18 protein-coding genes and 1 pseudogene are annotated in these 20,040 nt (G+C 73.4%); 12 read left to right on the top strand and 7 right to left on the bottom strand.

Annotation, left to right across the window (positions count from 1 at the left end):
* Nucleotides 1–23: 23 nt before the first annotated feature.
* The 11 genes and pseudogenes from IPT68_RS15425 to IPT68_RS15375 all read left to right on the top strand — a co-directional run bounded on the left by IPT68_RS15425 (nucleotide 24) and on the right by IPT68_RS15375 (nucleotide 11,553).
* Complete coding sequence (locus tag IPT68_RS15425; protein WP_189700479.1) at nucleotides 24–296, top strand: acyl carrier protein; 273 nt, start codon at nucleotides 24–26, stop codon at nucleotides 294–296.
* A 130-nt stretch (nucleotides 297–426) separates the two neighbouring features.
* Nucleotides 427–1,212, top strand: a complete 786-nt coding sequence (gene fabG, locus IPT68_RS15420) for a 3-oxoacyl-ACP reductase FabG (RefSeq protein ID WP_189700478.1) — start codon at nucleotides 427–429, stop codon at nucleotides 1,210–1,212.
* Nucleotides 1,213–1,252: 40 nt separating this feature from the next.
* Nucleotides 1,253–2,197, top strand: a complete 945-nt coding sequence (locus IPT68_RS15415) for an aromatase/cyclase (RefSeq protein WP_189700477.1) — start codon at nucleotides 1,253–1,255, stop codon at nucleotides 2,195–2,197.
* Nucleotides 2,185–4,581 (top strand): annotated as a pseudogene (locus IPT68_RS15410) (SDR family oxidoreductase); the annotation flags it as partial. The gene IPT68_RS15415 and the pseudogene IPT68_RS15410, both read left to right, overlap by 13 nt.
* Before the next feature lie 4 nt (nucleotides 4,582–4,585).
* Nucleotides 4,586–6,001 carry an MFS transporter gene (locus IPT68_RS15405; protein ID WP_189700475.1) on the top strand — a complete coding sequence of 472 codons (1,416 nt, stop codon included), beginning with the start codon at nucleotides 4,586–4,588 and terminating at the stop codon, nucleotides 5,999–6,001.
* Nucleotides 6,002–6,065: 64 nt separating this feature from the next.
* Nucleotides 6,066–6,515 carry an acyl carrier protein gene (locus IPT68_RS15400; protein ID WP_189700474.1) on the top strand — a complete coding sequence of 150 codons (450 nt, stop codon included), beginning with the start codon at nucleotides 6,066–6,068 and terminating at the stop codon, nucleotides 6,513–6,515.
* Nucleotides 6,512–7,321 (top strand): 4'-phosphopantetheinyl transferase family protein, encoded by an 810-nt coding sequence (locus tag IPT68_RS15395; RefSeq protein ID WP_228040473.1) that lies wholly within the window; start codon nucleotides 6,512–6,514, stop codon nucleotides 7,319–7,321. The genes IPT68_RS15400 and IPT68_RS15395 overlap by 4 nt, the downstream gene beginning before the upstream one ends.
* A gap of 10 nt (nucleotides 7,322–7,331) precedes the next feature.
* Nucleotides 7,332–9,077: an acyl-CoA carboxylase subunit beta gene (locus tag IPT68_RS15390; RefSeq protein ID WP_228040472.1), complete on the top strand. Its 1,746-nt coding sequence runs from the start codon at nucleotides 7,332–7,334 to the stop codon at nucleotides 9,075–9,077.
* Nucleotides 9,074–9,304: an acyl-CoA carboxylase epsilon subunit gene (locus tag IPT68_RS15385; protein WP_228040471.1), complete on the top strand. Its 231-nt coding sequence runs from the start codon at nucleotides 9,074–9,076 to the stop codon at nucleotides 9,302–9,304. Before IPT68_RS15390 ends, IPT68_RS15385 begins: the two co-directional genes overlap by 4 nt.
* Before the next feature lie 170 nt (nucleotides 9,305–9,474).
* On the top strand, nucleotides 9,475–10,437 hold the full coding sequence (locus IPT68_RS15380) for a nuclear transport factor 2 family protein (RefSeq protein WP_189700472.1): 963 nt from the start codon (nucleotides 9,475–9,477) through the stop codon (nucleotides 10,435–10,437).
* Between the two features lie 150 nt (nucleotides 10,438–10,587).
* Nucleotides 10,588–11,553: an NAD-dependent epimerase/dehydratase family protein gene (locus IPT68_RS15375; protein ID WP_228040469.1), complete on the top strand. Its 966-nt coding sequence runs from the start codon at nucleotides 10,588–10,590 to the stop codon at nucleotides 11,551–11,553.
* 3 nt (nucleotides 11,554–11,556) lie between these two features.
* Here IPT68_RS15375 and IPT68_RS15370 read toward each other — a convergent pair whose 3' ends face one another.
* The 5 genes from IPT68_RS15370 to IPT68_RS15350 all read right to left on the bottom strand — a co-directional run bounded on the left by IPT68_RS15370 (nucleotide 11,557) and on the right by IPT68_RS15350 (nucleotide 15,940).
* On the bottom strand, nucleotides 11,557–12,720 hold the full coding sequence (locus tag IPT68_RS15370; RefSeq protein ID WP_189700471.1) for a serine hydrolase domain-containing protein: 1,164 nt from the start codon (nucleotides 12,718–12,720) through the stop codon (nucleotides 11,557–11,559).
* 88 nt (nucleotides 12,721–12,808) lie between these two features.
* Nucleotides 12,809–13,255: an organic hydroperoxide resistance protein gene (locus tag IPT68_RS15365; RefSeq protein ID WP_189700470.1), complete on the bottom strand. Its 447-nt coding sequence runs from the start codon at nucleotides 13,253–13,255 to the stop codon at nucleotides 12,809–12,811.
* A gap of 117 nt (nucleotides 13,256–13,372) precedes the next feature.
* Nucleotides 13,373–14,134, bottom strand: a complete 762-nt coding sequence (locus IPT68_RS15360; RefSeq protein WP_189700469.1) for an energy-coupling factor ABC transporter ATP-binding protein — start codon at nucleotides 14,132–14,134, stop codon at nucleotides 13,373–13,375.
* Entirely contained in the window at nucleotides 14,122–14,883 is a 762-nt protein-coding gene (cbiQ, locus tag IPT68_RS15355) for a cobalt ECF transporter T component CbiQ (RefSeq protein WP_189700468.1), read from the bottom strand. The genes IPT68_RS15360 and cbiQ overlap by 13 nt, the downstream gene beginning before the upstream one ends.
* A 1-nt stretch (nucleotide 14,884) precedes the next feature.
* Nucleotides 14,885–15,940: an energy-coupling factor ABC transporter permease gene (locus IPT68_RS15350; RefSeq protein WP_189700467.1), complete on the bottom strand. Its 1,056-nt coding sequence runs from the start codon at nucleotides 15,938–15,940 to the stop codon at nucleotides 14,885–14,887.
* A gap of 168 nt (nucleotides 15,941–16,108) precedes the next feature.
* On the opposite strand from IPT68_RS15350, the gene IPT68_RS15345 reads away from it, so the two are divergent.
* Nucleotides 16,109–16,468 (top strand): SsgA family sporulation/cell division regulator, encoded by a 360-nt coding sequence (locus tag IPT68_RS15345; RefSeq protein ID WP_189700466.1) that lies wholly within the window; start codon nucleotides 16,109–16,111, stop codon nucleotides 16,466–16,468.
* Between the two features lie 33 nt (nucleotides 16,469–16,501).
* Here the strand turns inward: IPT68_RS15345 and IPT68_RS15340 are convergent, their stop codons facing one another.
* Together IPT68_RS15340 and IPT68_RS15335 are read right to left on the bottom strand one after the other, a co-directional pair.
* Nucleotides 16,502–18,172: a penicillin-binding transpeptidase domain-containing protein gene (locus IPT68_RS15340; protein ID WP_189700465.1), complete on the bottom strand. Its 1,671-nt coding sequence runs from the start codon at nucleotides 18,170–18,172 to the stop codon at nucleotides 16,502–16,504.
* Nucleotides 18,173–18,305: 133 nt separating this feature from the next.
* Nucleotides 18,306–19,937, bottom strand: a complete 1,632-nt coding sequence (locus IPT68_RS15335; protein ID WP_189700464.1) for a penicillin-binding transpeptidase domain-containing protein — start codon at nucleotides 19,935–19,937, stop codon at nucleotides 18,306–18,308.
* Between the last annotated feature and the right edge of the window lie 103 nt (nucleotides 19,938–20,040).

The raw sequence follows: 20,040 nt of genomic DNA, 5'->3' as shown, positions 1-20,040 counted from the left end.
GACCCAGACGAGAGGAACCACCCGTGCCCACCCAGTCCTTCACCCTCGACGACCTCAAGCGCATCCTCCTGGAGTCCGCCGGGGCCGACGAGAACGTCGACCTGGACGGCGACATCCTCGACACCGACTTCGAGGAGCTCAGCTACGAGTCGCTGGCCATCCTGGAGACCTGCGGCCGCATCGAGCGCGACTACGGCATCTCCCTCGACGACGGCGTGGTCACCGAGGCGAAGACGCCGCGGGCCCTGCTGGAGATCGTCAACGCCCAGCTGGCGGAGTCGGCACAGGCCGCCTGAGCCGCGCGCCCCGCGGCCGTACCCCCTCACCCTCACCCCCACCGTGCGCCGGTGCCCGTCCCCGAGCGGGGCACCGGCGCACGCCCCCAAGACACGCACGCCCACACCCGCCCACAAGGGAGCAGCAGACATGTCCGACAAGCACGAGCGGGTCGCCCTCGTCTCCGGGGCCACCAGTGGAATCGGCCTCGCGGTGGCGCGGCTGCTGGCCCAGCAGGGCCACCGGGTCTTCCTCGGCTCCCGTGACGCCGACAACGTCGCCCGGACCGTCAAGGAGCTGACCGCCGAGGGCCTCGACGTCGACGGCGCCACCCTCGACGTGCGCTCGGCGCTGTCCATCGGGAACTTCGTGCAGGCCGCCGTGGACCGCTTCGGCACCGTCGACGTCCTGGTCAACAACGCCGGCCGGTCCGGTGGCGGCGTCACCGCCGACATCGACGACGAGCTCTGGTACGACGTCGTCGAGACCAACCTCAACAGCGTCTTCCGGCTCACCCGCGCGGTCCTCACCACCGGCGGCATGCGCGACAAGAGCCGCGGCCGGATCATCAACATCGCCTCCACGGCCGGCAAGCAGGGCGTGGTCCTCGGCGCCCCCTACTCCGCCTCCAAGCACGGCGTGGTCGGCTTCACCAAGGCCCTCGGCAACGAGCTCGCCCCCACCGGCATCACCGTCAACGCGGTCTGCCCCGGTTACGTCGAGACGCCCATGGCGCAGCGGGTGCGCGCCGGTTACGCGGCGGCGTACGACACCACCGAGGACGCCATCATGGAGAAGTTCACGGCGAAGATCCCGCTCGGCCGTTACTCCACGCCCGAGGAGGTCGCCGGGCTGGTCGGCTACCTCGCCTCCGACACCGCCGCCTCCATCACGGCACAGGCCCTCAACGTCTGCGGCGGCCTCGGCAACTTCTGATCCGCCCGCCGCCCGCCCGTACCCCCCGAGGAGTTCACGCATGTCCGCATCCGAGCTGCGGGAAGTCGAGCACGAGATCACGATCTCGGCCCCGGCCGCCGCCGTCTACCGGCTGATCGCCGACGTGGCGAACTGGCCGCGGATCTTCCCCCCGACCATCTACGTCGACCACCTGGAGCGCTCCGGCGACGAGGAGCTGATCCGGATCTGGGCCACCGCCAACGGCGAGCCCAAGAACTGGACCTCGCGCCGCGTCCTGGACCCCGAGGGCCTGCGCATCACCTTCCGCCAGCAGGTCTCCACCCCGCCGGTCGCCTCCATGGGCGGCACCTGGATCATCGAGCCGCAGGACGCGGCGACCTCGCGCGTGCGGCTGCTGCACGACTACACGGCCGTCGACGACGACCCCGCGAGCCTGAAGTGGATCGACGAGGCCGTGGACCGCAACTCCCGCTCGGAACTCGCGTCCCTGAAGACCAACGTCGAACGCGCCACCGCCTCGGAGGAGCTGACGTTCTCCTTCGAGGACACCGTCGAGGTCGAGGGGTCCGCCAAGGACTGCTACGACTTCGTCAACGAGGCCGGTCTGTGGTCCGAGCGGCTGCCGCACGTGGCGACCGTCCGGCTCACCGAGGACGCCCCGGGCCTGCAGACCCTGGAGATGGACACCCGCGCCAAGGACGGCTCCACGCACACCACCAAGTCGTACCGGGTGTGCCTGGAGGGCCGGAAGATCGCCTACAAGCAGACCACGCTGCCGGCCCTGATGAACCTGCACACCGGCTACTGGACGTTCACCGACACCGACACCGGCTGCACCGCCTCCTCGCAGCACACGGTCGTGCTGCGCCCGGAGAACATCGAGAAGATCCTCGGGCCCGAGGCGGGCGTCGCCGAGGCCCGGGAGTACGTGCGCTCGGCGCTGAGCACCAACAGCCGCGCCACCCTGGGCCACGCCAAGGCGTACGCCGAGGCGAGGCGCTGACCATGGCCGGCGCCGACGCCGCCGTCACGGACGTCGTCGTGGTCGGCGCCGGACCCGTCGGGCTGATGCTCGCCGGGGAACTGCGCCTCGGCGGCGCCGACGTGACCGTACTGGAGCGGCTGGACGCCCCGACGACGGAGTCGCGGGCCTCCACCCTGCACGCGCGGACCATGGAGATCCTCGCCCAGCGCGGGCTGCTCGGCGGGCCGGACGGCTTCGGCGACCCGCTGCCGCCGCACGAGCCGCGCGGCCACTTCGGCGGGCTGCCGCTGGACCTGATCCTGCCCAGCCCTTACCCCGGGCAGTGGAAGGTGCCGCAGGTGCGCACCGAGGAACTCCTCGGCGCCCGGGCGGCCCGCCTCGGCGCGCGCGTCCTGCGCGGTCACGAGGTCACCGCGCTGAGCCGGCACCGGGACCACGTGACGGTGACGGCCCGGCACGCCGGGCGGGCGGTGACGTTCACCGCGCGCTACGTCGTCGGCTGCGACGGCGAGCGGTCGGCGGTCCGGCGGCTCGCGGGCGTCGGCTTCCCCGGCAACGACGCCGAGCGGGAGCTGATCCGCGCCGACGTCGACGGCATCGAGATCCGCAACCGGCGCTTCGAGCGGCTGCCGAAGGGGCTCGCCATCGCCGCCCGGCGCGGGGACGGTGTCACCCGCGTGATGGTGCACCGGTTCGGTGCCCCGCCGCGCGCCGGCGAGGCCCGCTTCGCCGACATCGTCACCGCCTGGCGGGAAGTCACCGGCGAGGACATCTCCCACGGCAGCCCGCTGTGGGTCAACTCCTTCGGCGACGCCTCCCGGCAGGCCGAGCGCTACCGCTCCGGGCGCGTGCTGCTCGCCGGCGACGCCGCCCACCAGCAGATGCCGATCGGCGGCCAGGCCCTCAACCTCGGCCTCCAGGACGCCGTCAACCTCGGCTGGAAACTGGCGGCGACCGTCCGCGGGCGCGCCCCCGAGGGCCTCCTCGACACGTACCACGAGGAACGGCACGCGGTCGGCCGCCGGGTCCTGTCCCACATCCGCGCCCAGGCGCGGCTGCTGCTGGGCGGGCCCGAGGTGGAGGCGCTGCGCTCGGTGGTCGGCGAGCTGACGTCGTACGAGCGGGTGCGGGCGCACCTGGCCGGGACGATCAGCGGCCTGGACGTGCGGTACGCGCCGGCGGGGGACCCGCTCGCACCGGCGCGGGCCGGCGCCGGCGCGCCCGGGCCCGTCGGGGCGCGGCTGCCCGACGCGGAGTTGACGTGGATCGCGGGCCCGGCGGGAGCCGTCGCCGGGCGCGCGGCGCCCCGCACCACCCTGGACCTGCTGCGGGACGCGCGCGGCGTGCTGCTGGTGCTGACCGGCGACGAGCGCGCGCGGACCGCCTTCGCCGAGGTCGCGCGCCCGTGGACCGGTGCCGTCGACACCGTGACCGCGCGCCCCGCCGACGCGGACGCACTGGCCGACGCGGCCGCCCTCCTCGTACGCCCCGACGGACACGTCGCCTGGGCCGGTGACACCCCGGACGGCCTCGAAGCGGCGCTCGCCCGCTGGTTCACGCCCGGCGCGCCCGCCGCGCCCACCCCCCGCAAGCCCCGCATCCCGCACCCCACCGGACAACACGACGTCAGGAGAAGGAAGATGGGCAACCTGACCGGCAGGACGGCGCTCGTCACGGGCGCCAGCCGAGGCATGGGCCGGGCCACCGCCGAGCGGCTGGCCCGCGACGGCGCGCTGGTCGCCGTGCACTACGGCACCAACGAGGCCGCGGCGGGTGAGGTCGTCGCCGGGATCGAGAAGGACGGCGGCAGGGCGTTCGCCGTCAAGGCCGAACTCGGCACCCCCGGCGACGTGCACGAGCTGTTCCTCGCCCTGGAGGAGGGCCTGAAGGAGCGCACCGGTTCCACCGAGCTGAACATCCTCGTCAACAACGCCGGTGTGATGGGCGGCGTGAAGCCCGAGGACACCACGCCGGACATGTTCGACCGGATCTTCGCCGTCAACGCCAAGGCGCCGTTCTTCATCATCCAGCGCGCCCTGGCGAACATGCCCGACGGCGGGCGCATCGTGAACATCTCCTCGGGGCTGACCCGGTTCGCCAACCCCGACGAGATCGCCTACGCGATGAGCAAGGGCGCCATCGAGCAGCTCGCGTTGCACTACGCCAAGGCGCTCGGCCCGCGCGGCATCACCGTGAACAGCGTCGCGCCGGGCATCACCCGCAACGGCAACCCGCTGTTCGACATCCCCGAGGCCGTCGAGGCGATGGCGGCGCTGTCCACCTTCAACCGGGTCGGCGAACCGCAGGACGTCGCCGACGTCGTCGCCTTCCTCGTCTCCGACGATGCCCGCTGGGTCAGCGGCTCCTTCGTCGACGCGAGCGGCGGCACTTTGCTGGGGTGACGCCATGACCAGGACGCACCCCGCGCCCGAGGTCGGCACCGGGGACGGGCGGTGGAGCCCGCGGCTGTGGGGGCTCCTGCTCGTGCTCGCCGGCAACATGCTCATCGACGCGCTCGAGGTGTCCGTGGCGGTCGTGGCGCTGCCCTCGATCGGCACGGACCTCGGGCTGGCGCCGACCGGCGCGCACTGGGCGATGACCGGCTTCGCCGTCGGCTTCGGCGGCCTGCTGCTGTTCGGCGCCCGCGTGGTGAGCCTGCTGGGGCGCCGCCGGGTCTACCTGGCGGCGCTGCTCGCCTTCGCCGCCGCCTCCGCCCTGAGCGCGCTCGCCCAGGAGCCGGCGCTGCTCGTCGCGACCCGTCTGGTCAAGGGCTTCTGCGCGGCCCTGACCGCCCCCACCGGCCTCGCCATCATCGCCACCGCCTTCCCGCAGGGCCCGGCCCGCGACCGGGCGGTGTCCGTCTACGCCCTGTTCGGCGCGGGCGGGTTCACCGCCGGGCTGCTGCTGTCCGGCTGGCTCACCGAGTTCAGCTGGCGGCTGTCCTTCGCGTTCCCCGCCCCGGTCGTGCTCATCCTCTTCGTCCTCGGCCTGAGGCTGATCCCGGACGAGGCGACCACCGAGGCGCGCACCGCCCCACGCCGCTACGACGTCACCGGCGCCGCCACCTTCACGGCGGCGCTGCTGGCCCTGGTGTACGGCATCGGCGCCGTACCCGCGCACGGCTGGACCGCCCCCCGCGCCGCCGGGCCGCTCGCCGCGGCCGTGCTGCTGCTGGTGGCCTTCGCGGTCGTCGAACGCCGCACGCCCGACCCCCTCGTCAAACCCCTGCACGACGCCACGCTGATCCGTTCGGCGCTCGGCGCGGCCTGCCTCAACGGCTCCTATCTGGGGCTGCTGTTCGTGCTGACGTACCAGATGCAGATGGTCGCCGGCTGGTCGCCGCAGAAGGCCGCGCTGGCCCTCGTGCCGGCCGCCGCCCCACCCGCGATCACCGCGCTCGCCTCCGGCCGGCTGGTCGCCCGCTTCGGCGCGCCGCGGCTGATCGCGGCCGGGGCCGCCTGCGCGTTCGCCGGTTACCTGCTCCAACTCGGTCCGGCCCGGCCACTGGACCACCCCGCCCGGCTGCTGCCGACGCTGCTGCTGGTCGGGGCCGCGTTCGTGCTGTCCTTCGCGGCGCTGAACATGCAGGCGACCGCACGGCTGAACCCGGCCGACCGCGGCGCGGGCAGCGGCCTGTACCAGACGGCCGTCCAGCTCGCCGCGGCGATCGCCGTCGCGTCCGTCGCCGCGCTGCTCGCCGCCGCGGTGCCCGGCGCCACCGGTGCCGAGGCCGTCGCGGCCGGCCGGCCGGCGCTGGTCCTCGTGGCCGCGCTCGGCGGTCTCGGACTGCTGGTCGCCCTCACCGGCCTCCGGCGCCGCTGAGGGCCGTCGCGCGGCACCGGCCCGACCCTCCCCTCCACCCACCCACTCCCAACGGGGCACGCCCATGGACCGGACAACGAAGACCTGGGTCTTCGACGACCTCGACGATCTCGACGACCTCGACTACGAGTTCGAGCAGGACTTCGTCGTCGAGGTGGACCCCCCGAACCCCGCCCACCTGGCCGCCTGCGACGAGGCCGAGCGGGTCCGGCTGATCGACGCGTACGTACGGGCCGAACTCGCCCGTGTGCTGCGGGTGCCGCCGGACACCCTCGACACCGAGGGCCGCCCGATGAACAGCCTCGGCATCGGGTCCATCAACGGCCTCGAACTCCAGCGCCGGATGGAGGCGGCCCTCCGTCTCGACGTCAACCTCAACATGCTGCTGCGCGCCAACAGCGCCGCCGAACTCATCGAGTGCCTGTCCGGGCAGCTCGGCCCCGGCGACAGTCCGCACAAGCGCGGCGGGCAGGGCGCCCGCCCGGTCTCGTACGACGGGCCGGGCACGACGTGATCCCGGAGCTGGTGGTCCGCGAGGGACCCGAGACCGCGAGGACGCGGCTGCCGGTTCCGGGGCAGCTCGACGTGTGGCTGGTGCGCCGGCCCAAGCTGGAGGCGGCGGCCGAGCTGCTGGACCTCACCGAGCTGGACGACGCGGAACGCCGGCGCACCGCCTCCTTCGTCCGCCCCACCGACGGCATCACCTACGCGTCCGCGCACGTCGCGCTGCGCCGGCTGCTCGGCGCCTACCTGGGGCTGGAGCCGCGTGCGGTGCCGTTCGTGCGGGAGCCCTGCCCGGGCTGCGGCAAGCCGCACGGCCGGCCCGCCGTCGCTCACCCCGATCCGCCGCTGCACTTCTCCCTGGCGCACAGTCACGGCCTGGCCGTCGTCGCCGTCGCCGCCACCGTGATCGGCGCCGACGTGGAACGGCTGCCGAGGGACGAGACCGTCGAGGTGTGCGCCCCGGCACTGCACCCGGGGGAGCAGGCCGAGCTGGCGGGCCTGCCCGTCGAGGAGCGGCGCGCGCTCTTCGGGCGGATGTGGACCCGCAAGGAGGCCTACCTCAAGGCACTGGGCACCGGCCTGTCCCGGGACCCGGCCCAGGACTACCTGGGGGCCGACCGGCGCCGCCGCCCGCCCGGGTGGACGCTGCTGGACCTGCCGTCCGGGCCCCGCCACAACGCCGCCGTCGCGGTGCTGGGCGGTCCCCCGGAGCGGGTCACCGTGCGCTGGGTGCCGCCGACCGCGCTGTACGCCGGCGGGACGGTGGACCTGGACGCCGACGGCATGACCACGCAGGAACCTGACTGGGGAGCGTGAGACCCACCACATGACGACCGACCAGAAGTCAGACCACAAGTCGGACCAGAAGTCCGACCACACGTCCGACCACACGTCCGACCAGCAGTCCGGCCGGACATCCGGCCCCGGGCCCGACCGGAAGCCGGCCGGCCAGCAGCAGGCCCTCGCCACCGAGGCCCCCGCCGCCGAACGGCCGAGTCTGCACGACCGCGAGCACCGCGGTCAGTGGAGCGCCGCGGAACGGCTGGAGGAACTGAGCCTGATCAAGCAGGCCGCCCGGCACGGCGATCCGCTGGCCACCGAGCGGCAGCACGCGAAGGGCAAGCTCACCGCCCACGAGCGGATCGAACTCCTGCTGGACGAGGGGTCCTTCACCGAGGTCGAGATGTTGCGCCGGCACCGGGCCACCGGCTTCGGGCTGGAGAAGAAACGTCCCTACACCGACGGGGTGATCACCGGCTGGGGCACCGTCCACGGCCGCACGGTCTTCGTCTACGCGCACGACTTCCGCATCTTCGGCGGCGCCCTCGGCGAGGCCCACGCCCAGAAGATCCACAAGATCATGGACATGGCCATGGCGGCCGGCGCGCCGCTGGTGTCGCTCAACGACGGCGCGGGCGCCCGCATCCAGGAGGGCGTCAGCGCGCTTGCCGGCTACGGCGGCATCTTCCAGCGCAACACCAAGGCGTCCGGCGTCATCCCGCAGATCAGCGTGATGCTCGGCCCGTGCGCGGGCGGCGCCGCCTACAGCCCCGCCCTGACCGACTTCGTCTTCATGGTCCGCGACATCGCCCAGATGTTCATCACCGGACCCGACGTGGTCAAGGCCGTCACCGGCGAGGAGATCAGCCAGAACGACCTCGGCGGCGCCGACGTCCACGCGACCGCCTCCGGGGTCGCGCACTTCGCGTACGACGACGTCCGGGCGTGCATGGAGGACGTGCGCCACCTGCTCTCGCTGCTGCCGTCCAACAATCGCGAGCTGCCGCCCAGGGTGCCGAGCGGCGACCCGGCCGACCGGCGCACCGACCGGCTGCTGGACGTCGTGCCCGAGGACCCGAGCCGGGTGTACGACATCCGGGCCGTGATCGAGGAGATCACCGACGACGGCGACTATTTCGAGGTCCACCCCGGCTGGGCGACCAACGTGGTGTGCGCGCTGTCCCGGCTGGACGGCGAGGTCGTCGGCATCGTCGCCAACCAGCCGGCCTCCTTCGCCGGAGTCCTCGACATCGACGCCAGCGAGAAGGCGGCCCGGTTCGTGCAGTTCTGCGACGCCTTCAACATCCCGCTGATCACCCTGATCGACGTACCGGGCTTCCTGCCGGGCGTCGACCAGGAGCACAACGGGATCATCCGGCGCGGCGCCAAGTTGCTGTACGCGTACTGCAACGCCACGGTGCCGCGGATCTCGCTGGTGCTGCGCAAGGCGTACGGCGGGGCGTACATCGTGATGGACTCCCGCTCCATCGGCACCGACCTGGCGCTGGCCTGGCCGTCCAACGAGATCGCGGTGATGGGCGCGGAGGGCGCCGCGAACGTCATCTTCCGCCGGGAGATCGCCGCCTCCGACGACCCCGACGCCACCCGCGCCCAGAAGATCAAGGAGTACCAGGCGGAGCTGATGCACCCCTACTACGCCGCCGAACGCGGCCTGATCGACGACGTGATCGACCCCCGCGACACCCGGGGAGCCCTCGTCCGCGCCCTGTCGATGCTGCGCAGCAAGCAGGCCGACCTGCCGTGCCGCAAGCACGGCAACCCGCCGCAGTGAGCACGCGGGACGCGCTGGTCATCAAGGTGGTGAAGGGCACCGCGACACCGGCGGAACTCGCGGCCCTGACCAGCGTGCTGCTCTCCCGCGCCGCCGCCCTCGCGGCCGTCGGCCCCGGCCTGCAGGACCGGGCCCCCACCCCCACGGCGACCTGGCGCCGCCCGGAACGCGTCCCGGCGCACCGCGACCCACGGGGGTGGCGCGCCTCGGGCAGCCGCGCGGCGTAGGCGCTCCGCCGGAGATGCCGCGGGGCCGTGCCGGTCGTCCGCGGCGCCGTCGTGACGAATCGCGCCCACCCGGCGCAGCCGCGCACCGGCACGGCCCCGCGCCCCTTCGGGGGCGCGGCCGAACCGGAAGCGGACCCGGCCCGATCCTTCGTGAAACGGAGCTTCTTCCCATGACCTCCCTGTCCTCCCCGCACCACGAACAGAGCGACTCCCTGCCCCCGACGCGGGCCGAACTCGACGCCGTTCGGGACCGCCTGCGCGAACTGGCCGACCGGGCCGAGATCGCCGAGCTCATCGACCGGTACGTCACCCTGCTCGACGCCCAGGACGCCCACGGCTACGACGACTCCTGGCCCCGCACGGTCTTCACCGACGACTGCCGGCTGGAGTTCCCGGTCGGCGAGGTGCGCGGCCTGGACACCGCCGCCGCCTTCCACTTCGACCGCAAGTCACGCTTCGCCCGCACCCACCACCTCGCCTCCAACTACGGCATCACGCTGGACGGCGACACGGCCCGCGTCCGGGTCCACCTCTTCGCCTCGCACGTCCACCACGACGACGGCCCCGACCCCGGCGGACGCTTCGACATCGGCGGCTACAGCGAGGGCGAGGCCGTGCGCACCCCGGACGGCTGGCGGATCAGCCGCTGGCGCTTCCAGCTGGTGTGGTCCGACGGCGCGGGACCGCGTCCGGGCCCCGCCCCCGCCAGTCTGCGCAGCTCCCAGCCCCGCCCGCGCGCCCACCACCCGACCGCCGCCCCCGCACCCCGAAAGGACGACACCGTGTCAGTGACCCCGGCCGCCGCCCTGGACCTCGGCGCCCTGCGCACCGCCACCGGCGACACCCGGCTGCGCGCCATCGAGGCGTTCGTCTGCCGCACCCTGGAGACGTACCTCGACGTGCCGCCCGCCCACCGCATCCACCGCACCCGCCCGCTCTACGCCCAGGGCATCGACTCCCTCACCGCACTGGCCTTCCAGCGGAAGCTGGAGAACGCCCTGCGCATCCCGGTCCCCACCCACCACCTGCTGCGCGAGCAGTCGGTCAGCGAACTCGCCGCCACGCTCGACGACCTGCTCACCGAGGCGGACCGGACCGAGCGCCGCCGGGAGGCCGCGACGGCGTCCGTGTAGGCGGCAGCGCCGCCACGACGGGGGCGGCGCGGCCCGCCCCTGCGGTCCCGGCCGCCTCCGAGGCCCCTTGCCGCCCGGGCCGTCGGTGTAGAAGGGTGACGCCACGGCACGTCCTCGTCACCGACCCATCCCCCTGGCGGAAGGCCGCACTTGAGCCCCGAACGCATCCTGGTGACCGGCGGCACCGGTTTCATCGGCTCGCATGTCGTCCCCCTCCTGCGGACCGCGTCCCGCATGCCCGACGGCCCCGCCCTGCGCCTGCTCACCCACCGCCGCCCCGGCCCCGACGCCACCGGCGGCGACCTGCAGACCGTGCACGGCGACCTCGCCGACCCGGCTTCGCTGCACGGCGCCTGCGACGGCGTCACCACCGTCCTGCACCTCGCCGCCCGCATCGGCGGCACCCCCGAGGAGTGCCGGACCGTCAACGAGCAGGGCACCCGTGCCCTGCTCGCCGAGGCGGCCCGGGCGGGCGTCCGCCGGATCGTGCAGCTCGGCACCGCCGCCGTCTACGGCGACGGACCGCACCGCGGCGAGCGGGAGGGCCGGATCGCCGAGGCGCCGGTGTCGCCGACCAGCGAGACCCGCCTCGCCGGCGAACGGCTGGTCCTGGCCGCCGGCGGCACCGTCGTACGCCCCTATCTCGTCTACGGCGAGGGCGACACCTGGGTCGTGCCCGGCCTGGTCCAGCTGCTGCGCCGTCTGCCGCACTGGGTGGACGGCGCCGACGCGCGCCTGTCCCTGATCTCGGCGCCCGTCCTCGCCCGTGCCCTGGCCGAACTGGCCCTCGCGCCGCACGGGCCGGCGTCCGCCGCGGGCCGCGTCCTGCACGCCGCGCACCCCGAGCCCGTGACCCTGCGGGACGTCGTCACGACCGTCTGCGGCGCCCTGGGTCTTCCCCTGCCCACCGGAGAGATCACCCTCCAGGAGGCCCTGCGCCGGCTCGACGCCCACGGCCCCGGCGCCCGGCGGCCGCTGGCCCTGGTGGCCGTGGACCGCTGGTACGACAGCAGCGCCCTGTGGTCCCTGCTGACCACGGGCCCGGGAGCCCCCTTCACCGCGGCGTTCGAGGAGTGCGCCCCCTGGTACCGCCGGACCCTGGCCGACGCGCGGTAGCCCTCAGGCCTCGACGACACCCCGCAGCGCCCGTACCAGCGCCTGCGCCCGCGGGTCCGCCGTCACGCTCTTGCGGAAGCCGTTGGTGACGTAGCCGAAGGCGATGCCCGAGTCGGGGTCCGCGAACCCCAGCGCGCCGCCGCGCCCGGGGTGGCCGAAGGACGTGGGGGAGAGCAGCGGGGACGCGCTGCCGTGCAGCATGTAGCCGAGCCCGAAGCGGGTGCCCACGACGAGCACCCGGTCCGGCCCGGCCGCTTCCTCGGCGCGCGCCAGCTCCACGGTCTCCGGCGTGAACAGCCGTACGCCGCCGTCCACCTCACCGATCAGCGAGGCGTAGAAACGGGCCAGTCCGTCCGCCGTCGCGATGCCGTTGGAGGCGGGCAGGGCGGCAGCCCGGTAGGCGGGGTCGTTCTCGTCCGGCGCCGGGGATATCGCGCCGAAGGCGCGCCGGGTCAGGGAGCCGGGATCGGCGTACGCGTCGGCGACCGCCCGCTTGGGCCGCGTCCTCAGCCCGCCCGCCTGCTCCGGGGCCGCCACCTTCCCGACCCGCCCCACGCGCGCCGTCACACCGTCCGGGAGCCCGAGCCACACATCGGCGCCGACCGGCCCGGCGATCTCGTCGGCGATCCACTGCCCGATCGGACGCCCGGTGACCCGCCGCACCACCTCCCCGACCAGCCAGCTGTACGTCTGCGCGTGGTACCCGTGCGCGCTCCCCGGTTCCCACACGGGCGCCTGCGCGGCCACGGCCGCGGCGCCGAGGTCCGGGTCGGCGGCCTCGGCCGGGGTCAGCGGCCGGTCCAGCACCGGCACCCCGGCCCGGTGCGCGAGCAGATGCCGTACGAGGGTGCGCTCCTTGCCCGCGGCCTTGTACTCCGGCCACAGCTCGCCGACCGGAGCGTCCAGGTCCAGCTCGCCCCGCTGGCGCAGCAGCAGGAGCACGGCGGCGGCGACGCCCTTCGTCGCCGAGCGCACGACCTGCGCGGTGCCGCGCTCCCAGGGCGCCGTGCCGTCGACGTCCTTCGTGCCGCCCCACAGGTCGACGACCTTGCGCCCGTCCCGGTAGACGGTCACGGCGGCGCCCCGGTCACCCAGCGCCTCGAAGTTCCGTGCGAACGCTGCCCCGACCGGCTCGAAGCCCTCGGCCACTGTGCCGTTCACGTCCACGTCCGAACTCCGTTCACTTCACTCGCCTGCGACAGTGCGTGCAACGCCCACGGCCGACCTGCGATTCCTCGGTCGCGCCCCGTCGGCGTCAGCCCAGCAGAATCGTGACGTCGATGTTGCCGCGGGTGGCGTTGGAGTAGGGGCACACCTCGTGGGCCTCGTCCACCAGCCGGGCCGCGACGTCCGGGTCGAGGACCGGCAGCGACACGCTCAGGGCGACGGCGAGACCGTAGCCGCGCTGCTTGTTGGGGCCGATGCCGACCTTCGCGGCGACGGTGGACCCGGCCAGGTCGTAGCCGGACCGGTTGCCGACCAGGATCAGGGCGTTGTGGAAGCAGGTGCTGTAGCCGGCGGCGAACAGCTGCTCCGGGTTGGTGCCGTTGCCGTCTCCGCCCAGCTCCGGCGGCATCGCCACCTTCAGCTCGATCTGCCCGTCCTGGCTGGTGACATAGCCCTCCCGGCCGCCGTGCGAGGTGGCCTCGGCGACGTACATGATCTTCTTCGGGCGGGTGTCGGCGGCGGTGCCGTCGGTCAAGGGTGGCCTCCCCTGGAAACATGAACGCGCAACTAGAGCGAGCACAAGGTACTGGCCGGTAGCCGGGCTGCTGTTGCTAGGGGGTGGCAACCGGGGGTAACACGGAGGGGCCCCGCGTCACGCGCCCGTCGCGACGGAGCGCGGGTCGAAACCGAACGGCAGCTCCAGACGGTGGGCGCGCATCAGCGCCTCGTCGGAGAGCAGGGCGCCGGTATGCCCGTCCGCCGCGATCACGCCCTCGCTCAGGACCAGTGCGCGCGGGCACAGTTCGAGGGCGTACGGCAGGTCGTGCGTGACCATGAGCACGGTCACGTCCAGCGAGCGCAGGATGTCGGCGAGTTCGCGCCGCGAGGCGGGGTCGAGGTTGGAGGACGGCTCGTCCAGGACGAGGATCTCCGGCTCCATGGCGAGCACGGTCGCCACGGCGACCCGGCGCCGCTGCCCGAAGGACAGGTGGTGCGGCGGGCGGTCCGTGAAGGCGGCCATCCCGACCTGCTCCAGCGCCCGCTCCACGCGCGCCTCCAGCTCCGCCCCCTTGAGCCCGGCCGCCGCCGGTCCGAAGGCCACGTCCTCGCGGACGGTCGGCATGAACAACTGGTCGTCGGGGTCCTGGAAGACGATCCCGACCTTCCGCCGGACCACGGCCATGTTCGCGCGGTCCACGGGCAGCCCGGCGACCCGCACCGAGCCCGTGCCGCCGCCGAGGATGCCGTTGAGGTGCAGCACCAGCGTCGTCTTGCCGGCGCCGTTCGGCCCGAGCAGCGCGACCCGCTCGCCGCGCTCGATGCGGAAGTCCACGCCGAACAGGGCCTGGTGCCCGTCGGGGTAGGCGAAGGCGAGGCCGGAGACCTCCAGGGAAGCTTCAGTCACAGCACCCATCCCAGCAGACAGACGACCAGGGCGGCACACGGCAGGGTGAGGGCGTACGACCACTGCGCCCGGGACGCGGTCGCCTCGTCGATCACCGGCATGACGCCGGCGTACCCCCGGCTGACCATCGCCAGGTGCACCCGTTCCCCGCGCTCGTAGGAGCGGATGAACAGCGCGCCCGCCGACTTGGCGAGCACGGCCCAGTGCCGCGGGCCGCGCGCCTCGAAGCCGCGCGACTCCCGCGCGATGCGCATCCGCCGCATCTCGTCGGTGATCACGTCGCCGTACCGGATCATGAACGACGCGATCTGCACCAGCAGCGGCGGCAGCTTCAGCCGCTGCAGGCCGAGCAGCAGTTCCCGCAGTTCGGTCGTGGCGGCCAGCAGGACGGACGCGGCGACGCCCAGGGTGCCCTTGGCGAGCACGTTCCAGGCGCCCCACAGTCCGCTGACGCTCAGCGACATGCCCAGCACCTCGACGCGCTCGCCCTCCGCCACGAACGGCAGCAGCACGGCGAACGCGACGAACGGCACCTCGATCAGCAGCCGTTTGAGCAGGAAGCCCGTAGGCACCCGGGCGAGCGCGGCGACCACGCCCAGCAGGACGGCGTACACCCCGAACGCCCACATCGCCTCGCGCGGCGTGGACACCACGACGACCACGAAGGCGAACGTCGCGGCGAGCTTGGTGTGCGGCGGCAGGGCGTGCACGGGCGACGAGCCGTGCCGGTAGAGCTTGTGGGCGTGCCCGGCGCCCATGTCAGACGCCCGTGGGGGTCGGCGACACGTCGGCCGCCTCGTCCGTACGCCGCCTGCGCACCGCCCAGAAGACGGCGCTGCCGGCGGCGACCGTGACGCCGACACCGATCACGCCGGCGAGGCCGCCGGAGAGACGGGCGTCGTCGAGGTCCTTGACGCCGTAGTCGGCGAGCGGGGAGTCGGCGGTGTGGTGTTCCTCGGCGGACGCGGCGAAGCCCTTGTCCTCGGCGACCTTCTCCAGCCCGTCGGGGCTCGCGGAGGCGTAGAAGCTGACGAACCCGGCGAGCACGAGGGAGGTGACGAGTCCGCTGATCCACAGCGTGCGGCGGGAGGTCCGGGCGGCGGGCGCGGGCGCCCCGGCGGCGGGGACGTCGACGAGTTCGCCGCCGACCCGCAGCTTCAGCGGCCGGCGCAGGTCCCGGGAGCCGTGGACGAGGTCCGGCCGTACCGCGACGACGGCGCCGACGGTCAGCGCGGTGATCACGGCTTCGCCGATGCCGATGAGCAGGTGCACGCCGACCATGGCGGTGGCCACCTTGCCGATGGCCACGTCGGTGGTGCCGCCGACCGCGTAGAACGCGGTGAAGGCGAGGGCGGCGGCCGGCACCGAGACCAGCGCGGCGACGAAGGAGGCGGCGGTGACCGTCCGCCGGGTGCGCGGCAGCACCTTCACCAGGCCGCGGAAGACGACGTAGGCGACGCCGACGCCGACGATCGACATGTCCGTGATGTTCACGCCGAGCGCGGTCAGGCCGCCGTCCGCGAAGAGGACGCCCTGCATCAGCAGGACGACGGATATGCACAGGGCGCCCGTGAAGGGCCCCACGAGTATCGCGGCGAGGGCGCCGCCGAGCAGATGGCCGCTGGTTCCGGCCGCGACGGGGAAGTTCAGCATCTGCACGGCGAAGATGAAGGCCGCCACCAGTCCGGCCAGCGGCGCGGTCCGCTCGTCCAGCTCCCGGCGCGCGCCGCGCAGGCTCACGGCGATGGCGCCGGCGGCGACGACTCCGGCCACGGCGGACGTCGGGGCGTTGATGAATCCGTCGGGTACATGCACGGTTAGATGATGAGGCTTAATGCAAACGTTTTGCAAGAGCGACCTCTTGCTCGCTGTGAAGCTGAGATAAGTCGCTCCGGCAGGCGTAATCCCGAAAATATGGGACATTGGAGGGGGAAGCGGATGCACGGTTTCCGCGATCGTCACGCACCGTAAGGGGTCGTTCCGATGTCCGTGGTCGAACAGTACGCGCGAGCCCACATCGTCACGGACAGCGACGTCCAGGTGCTCGACGAGCTGGGAGCGATCCCGGTCGTCCTGCGCTACGACCCCGACCATGATCCGCGTGCGGTCCGGATATCCCTGCCCGGCCCGCACGAGTGGACCTTCGCCCGGGAGCTCCTCGAACGGGGCCTGCGCGCCCCGGCCGGCTCCGGCGACGTCCGGGTCTGGCCGCTGGGGCGGGTGCAGGCCGTGGTCGAGTTCCACTCCCCGCAGGGCACCGCGGTCGTCCAGTTCGACACCAAGGCGCTCCTTCGCTTCCTGCGGCGCACCTACATGGCCGCCGCCACCCCCGTGAGCCGCTGAGACCGGAAGCGGTCCCGAGTCCTCCGGAAGCGGTCAGCCGCCCTGCTTCAGCAGCGCCGCCACGATCGGTCCGGCCGTCTCCCCGCCGTGTCCGGCCGCCTGCACCACACCGGCGGCGGCGAGATCGCCCCGGAACGCGGTGAACCAGCCGTTGGGCTTCTTCTGACCGTCGACCTCCGCGGAGCCGGTCTTCGCGCCGACGTCGCCCGAGACCCCCGCCATCGCCTCCGCCGCCGTGCCGTACGCCGCCGTGTACGCCATCAGCTCGCGCAGCTTCGCCAGCGTGTCCGCGGACATCGTGCGCGAGGCCTTGGCGAGCGTGCGGTCGTCCACCGACGGCGCGACCAGGTAGGGCTGGTGGAAGACGCCCGCCTTCACGGTCGCCGAGACCGACGCCATGTTCAGCGGGTTCATCCGCACCCCGCCCTGTCCGATGAGCGAGGCCGCCATCGGGGCGGCCGACTGCACCGGCACGGCACCGTCGAAGGTCGGCACGCCGACCGACCAGTTGTTCAGCGACAGACCGAACACCTGCTGGGCCTGCTTGGTCAGGTCGTCGTCGTCCAGCTCGGGCGCCTGGCTGATGAACGCCGTGTTGCAGGACCGCGCGAAACTCGCGGTGAACGTGCCGCCCTTGATCTCGAACTTGTCGTCGTTCTGGAACTTCCAGCCGCCGTACGAGAAGTACTTGGGGCACGGATGCGCCTTCTCCGGCGAGGCGAGCCCCTTCTCGATGAGCAGGGACGACGTGATGACCTTCATCGTCGAACCGGGCGCGAGCGAACCCTGGAACGCGGTGTTGAAGTTCGGGTTGCCGTTCGCGACCGCCAGGATCTCGCCCGTCGAGGGCCGCAGGACGACCACCGAGGCCCGCGCGCGTGAGGCGACCTGTTGCTCCGCGGCGGCCTGCAGGGTCGCGCTGAGCGTCGTCTTCACCTCGCCCGGCGTGCCCTCGCTCAGCTCCAGGACCGTCTTGTCGGACAGCTTCTGCTTCTGGGAGGCCTTGCCCCGGACCACCCGCAGCTCGACGCCGGCCTTGCCGCCCGCCGTCTTGCCGTACTTCTCGCGCAGCCCGTCCAGCACCGGCCCGAGCGACGCGTACTTCTCGGTGGTCAGTTCCTCGCCGTCCCGGTCCAGCGCCGTGACCGGCGGCGTACCCGCCTCGCCGGTCACGAACCGGTCGCCCGCGCGCAGGTCGGGGTGGAGCACCGACGGCTGCCAGCCGACCAGCGGCGCGCCGTCCGCGGCCCGCCGCACGACCGTCAGCGAACTGCGGTAGCTCAGCGGCTTGCTGACGCCCTGGTACGACACCGTGCCCTTCACCGTGAACGGCACGGTGTCGCCCGTGCGCGTGCCCGGGGTGAGCGAGAGGCCCTCGATGTGCGCGTCCTTGGCGTACGCGGCCAGCAGCGCCTTCGCCGCCGCGGCGTCGTCGGTGGCGGCCGCCGCGCCGGTCACCTCCCCCTGCTGCCAGGCCGTGAGGAACGCCTGGGCCGCGGTGGTGACCTCCTTCGCCGACAGCGGGCCGGTCCGCGCCTTCTCCCGCTCGGCGGCCGTGATGGACGTGCCGTCCTCGGCCGCCGCCCCGCCGCCGAACAGCGCGTAGGCACCGATCCCGGCGCCGCCCACGACCACGGCGATCACCCCGCCGATGACGGCGGGCCTCGTCTTCCGTCGCTCGGCGACGCGCCTTCTCTTGCCCACTTCTTCCCGATCCTCCGCGCGATTCCGGGCCCGCCCCCGCGCTCGGCGCGGCCCTTACGGCCGTACCGGCCTCGTGGTCCTCACAGTCCCCAACGACGGCACCACCCTAGAGTCCCCGTCTGTGCGGGTGACGTCAGCCACCCGCACGCAGCACGGCCGCCACGATCGGACCCGCCGCCTCGCCGCCCCGTCCGCCCTGCTGGGCCATGGCCGCCGCGGCGATGTCGTCGCGGTAGCCAGTGAACCAGCTGTCCGCCTTGGCGTTGCCGTCGACCTCCGCCGAGCCGGTCTTCGCGCCGATGCTGCCGGACAGTCCGGACATCACGGAGGCGGCGGTGCCGCTGGTGGCGGTGCGGTTCATCATGGCGCGCAGCTGGCCGACGGTGTTCCCGGACAGCCCCCGCGCCGTGGCCAGTTCGCGTCCGTCCAGGTCCTGCGGCACGATCACCGGCTGCCGGAAGGCGCCCGTCGTCGCGGTCGCCGTGACCGACGCCATGTTCAGCGGGCTCATCTGCACCTGCCCCTGCCCGATCAGGTTGGCGGCCGTGTCCGGGCCGCCGGAGGCGGGCACCGAGCCGTCGAACGAGGGGACGCCGACCTTCCAGTCGTTCCGGCCGATCCCGAACCGGTCCTGCGCCTCCCGGGTCAGGGAGTCCACCTTCACCTCGTCCGCGAACTTGATGAAGGCCGTGTTGCAGGAGCGCGCGAAGCTCTCGGAGAGGGTGGCGTTCTCGTTCGGCCTCATGCCGGCGAGGTTGTGGAAGGTCTGGCTCTCCGAGACCGCCTCGTCGGGGCAGGGCGCGGGCCCGTCCATGCTGGTGAGCCCGTTGTCGATGAACGTCGCCGCGCTGATGATCTTCATCGTGGAACCGGGCGCCACCTGTCCGAGGAACGCCGCGTTCCAGCCGTCCGCGCGGTGGTTGGCGACGGCCAGGATCTCGCCGGTGCTCGGCTTGACGGCGACGACGGAGGACTGCTCGTACCGGGCGACCGCCTTCTCGGCGGCTTCCTGCGCGGTCGCGCTCAGCGTCGTGCGCAGTCGGCCCGGTTCGCCCTTCGAGAGGGTGAGCAGCGTGGTGTCGGCGGCCCCGGTCGCGGTGTGCCGGACGGCGAGTTCGACGCCCGGCGTGCCGCCGGCCTTGTCGCCGTAGCGGGCGCGCAGTTCGTCCAGGATCGGGCCGAGGGAGGGGTACTTCTCCTTCGACAGCACGGTGCCGTCGCGGTCCACCGCCTCGATCTGCGGGTTCGCCGCCTCCTCGGTGACAAGGATGTCACCGTCCTTCAGACTCGGGTGCACCACGGACGGCTCCCAGTCGACCAGCGCCCGCCCGGTGCTCTCGCCGCGCACCACGGTGAGCCGGCTGTCGTACGCCAGCGGCTTGGACTTCCCGCCGTACGACACCGTCGCCTTCACGGTGAACGGCACGGTGCGGCCCTGTGCCTTTGCTGGTGTGATGCGCACGTCGGTGAGATGCGCGTCCTGCCCGAAGGACGCCAGCACGGGCTCGGCCTCGTCGGCGAAGTTCGTGTACGACGCCGCCTCGGTGCCCCGGCCCCTCTGCCAGGCCGCGAAGAACTGACGGGTCGTCTCCTCGACCTCCGCGCTGCTCGGCGGTCCGGTCCTGACCGGCTCGGGCTCGCCCGCGGCCGCTGTCCCCCCGTCACCGCTGAGCGCGGAGACGAAGTTGAAGGCGCCGTACCCGGCGCCGCCCACCATCACCGCGAACACACTGCCGACGACAGCAGCCTTGACCCCCTTGCGCATGACGCGCCCCCTCCCCCTGCACAGTCCCCCGCACTCTAGGCGGGAGCTGTGTCGGGAGGGGCGAGTGTTTTTCAGATCGTTAGACCTGGGACACGTGCGTTCG

Origin of the sequence: Streptomyces chromofuscus, assembly GCF_015160875.1 — a bacterium.
In the GTDB taxonomy this organism is placed as follows: domain Bacteria; phylum Actinomycetota; class Actinomycetes; order Streptomycetales; family Streptomycetaceae; genus Streptomyces; species Streptomyces chromofuscus.
This window is presented reverse-complemented; position numbering and strand designations above follow the sequence as displayed.

Bases quoted from the DNA above. Each gene is read 5' to 3' on its own strand.
- IPT68_RS15380 (WP_189700472.1), top strand. From the start codon at position 9,475: ATGACCTCCCTGTCCTCCCCGCACCACGAACAGAGCGACTCCCTGCCC.
- IPT68_RS15415 (WP_189700477.1), top strand. From the start codon at position 1,253: ATGTCCGCATCCGAGCTGCGGGAAGTCGAGCACGAGATCACGATCTCG.
- IPT68_RS15345 (WP_189700466.1), top strand. From the start codon at position 16,109: ATGTCCGTGGTCGAACAGTACGCGCGAGCCCACATCGTCACGGACAGC.
- IPT68_RS15400 (WP_189700474.1), top strand. From the start codon at position 6,066: ATGGACCGGACAACGAAGACCTGGGTCTTCGACGACCTCGACGATCTC.
- cbiQ (WP_189700468.1), bottom strand. From the start codon at position 14,883: ATGGGCGCCGGGCACGCCCACAAGCTCTACCGGCACGGCTCGTCGCCC.
- IPT68_RS15390 (WP_228040472.1), top strand. From the start codon at position 7,332: ATGACGACCGACCAGAAGTCAGACCACAAGTCGGACCAGAAGTCCGAC.
- fabG (WP_189700478.1), top strand. From the start codon at position 427: ATGTCCGACAAGCACGAGCGGGTCGCCCTCGTCTCCGGGGCCACCAGT.
- IPT68_RS15405 (WP_189700475.1), top strand. From the start codon at position 4,586: ATGACCAGGACGCACCCCGCGCCCGAGGTCGGCACCGGGGACGGGCGG.
- IPT68_RS15335 (WP_189700464.1), bottom strand. From the start codon at position 19,937: ATGCGCAAGGGGGTCAAGGCTGCTGTCGTCGGCAGTGTGTTCGCGGTG.
- IPT68_RS15360 (WP_189700469.1), bottom strand. From the start codon at position 14,134: ATGGGTGCTGTGACTGAAGCTTCCCTGGAGGTCTCCGGCCTCGCCTTC.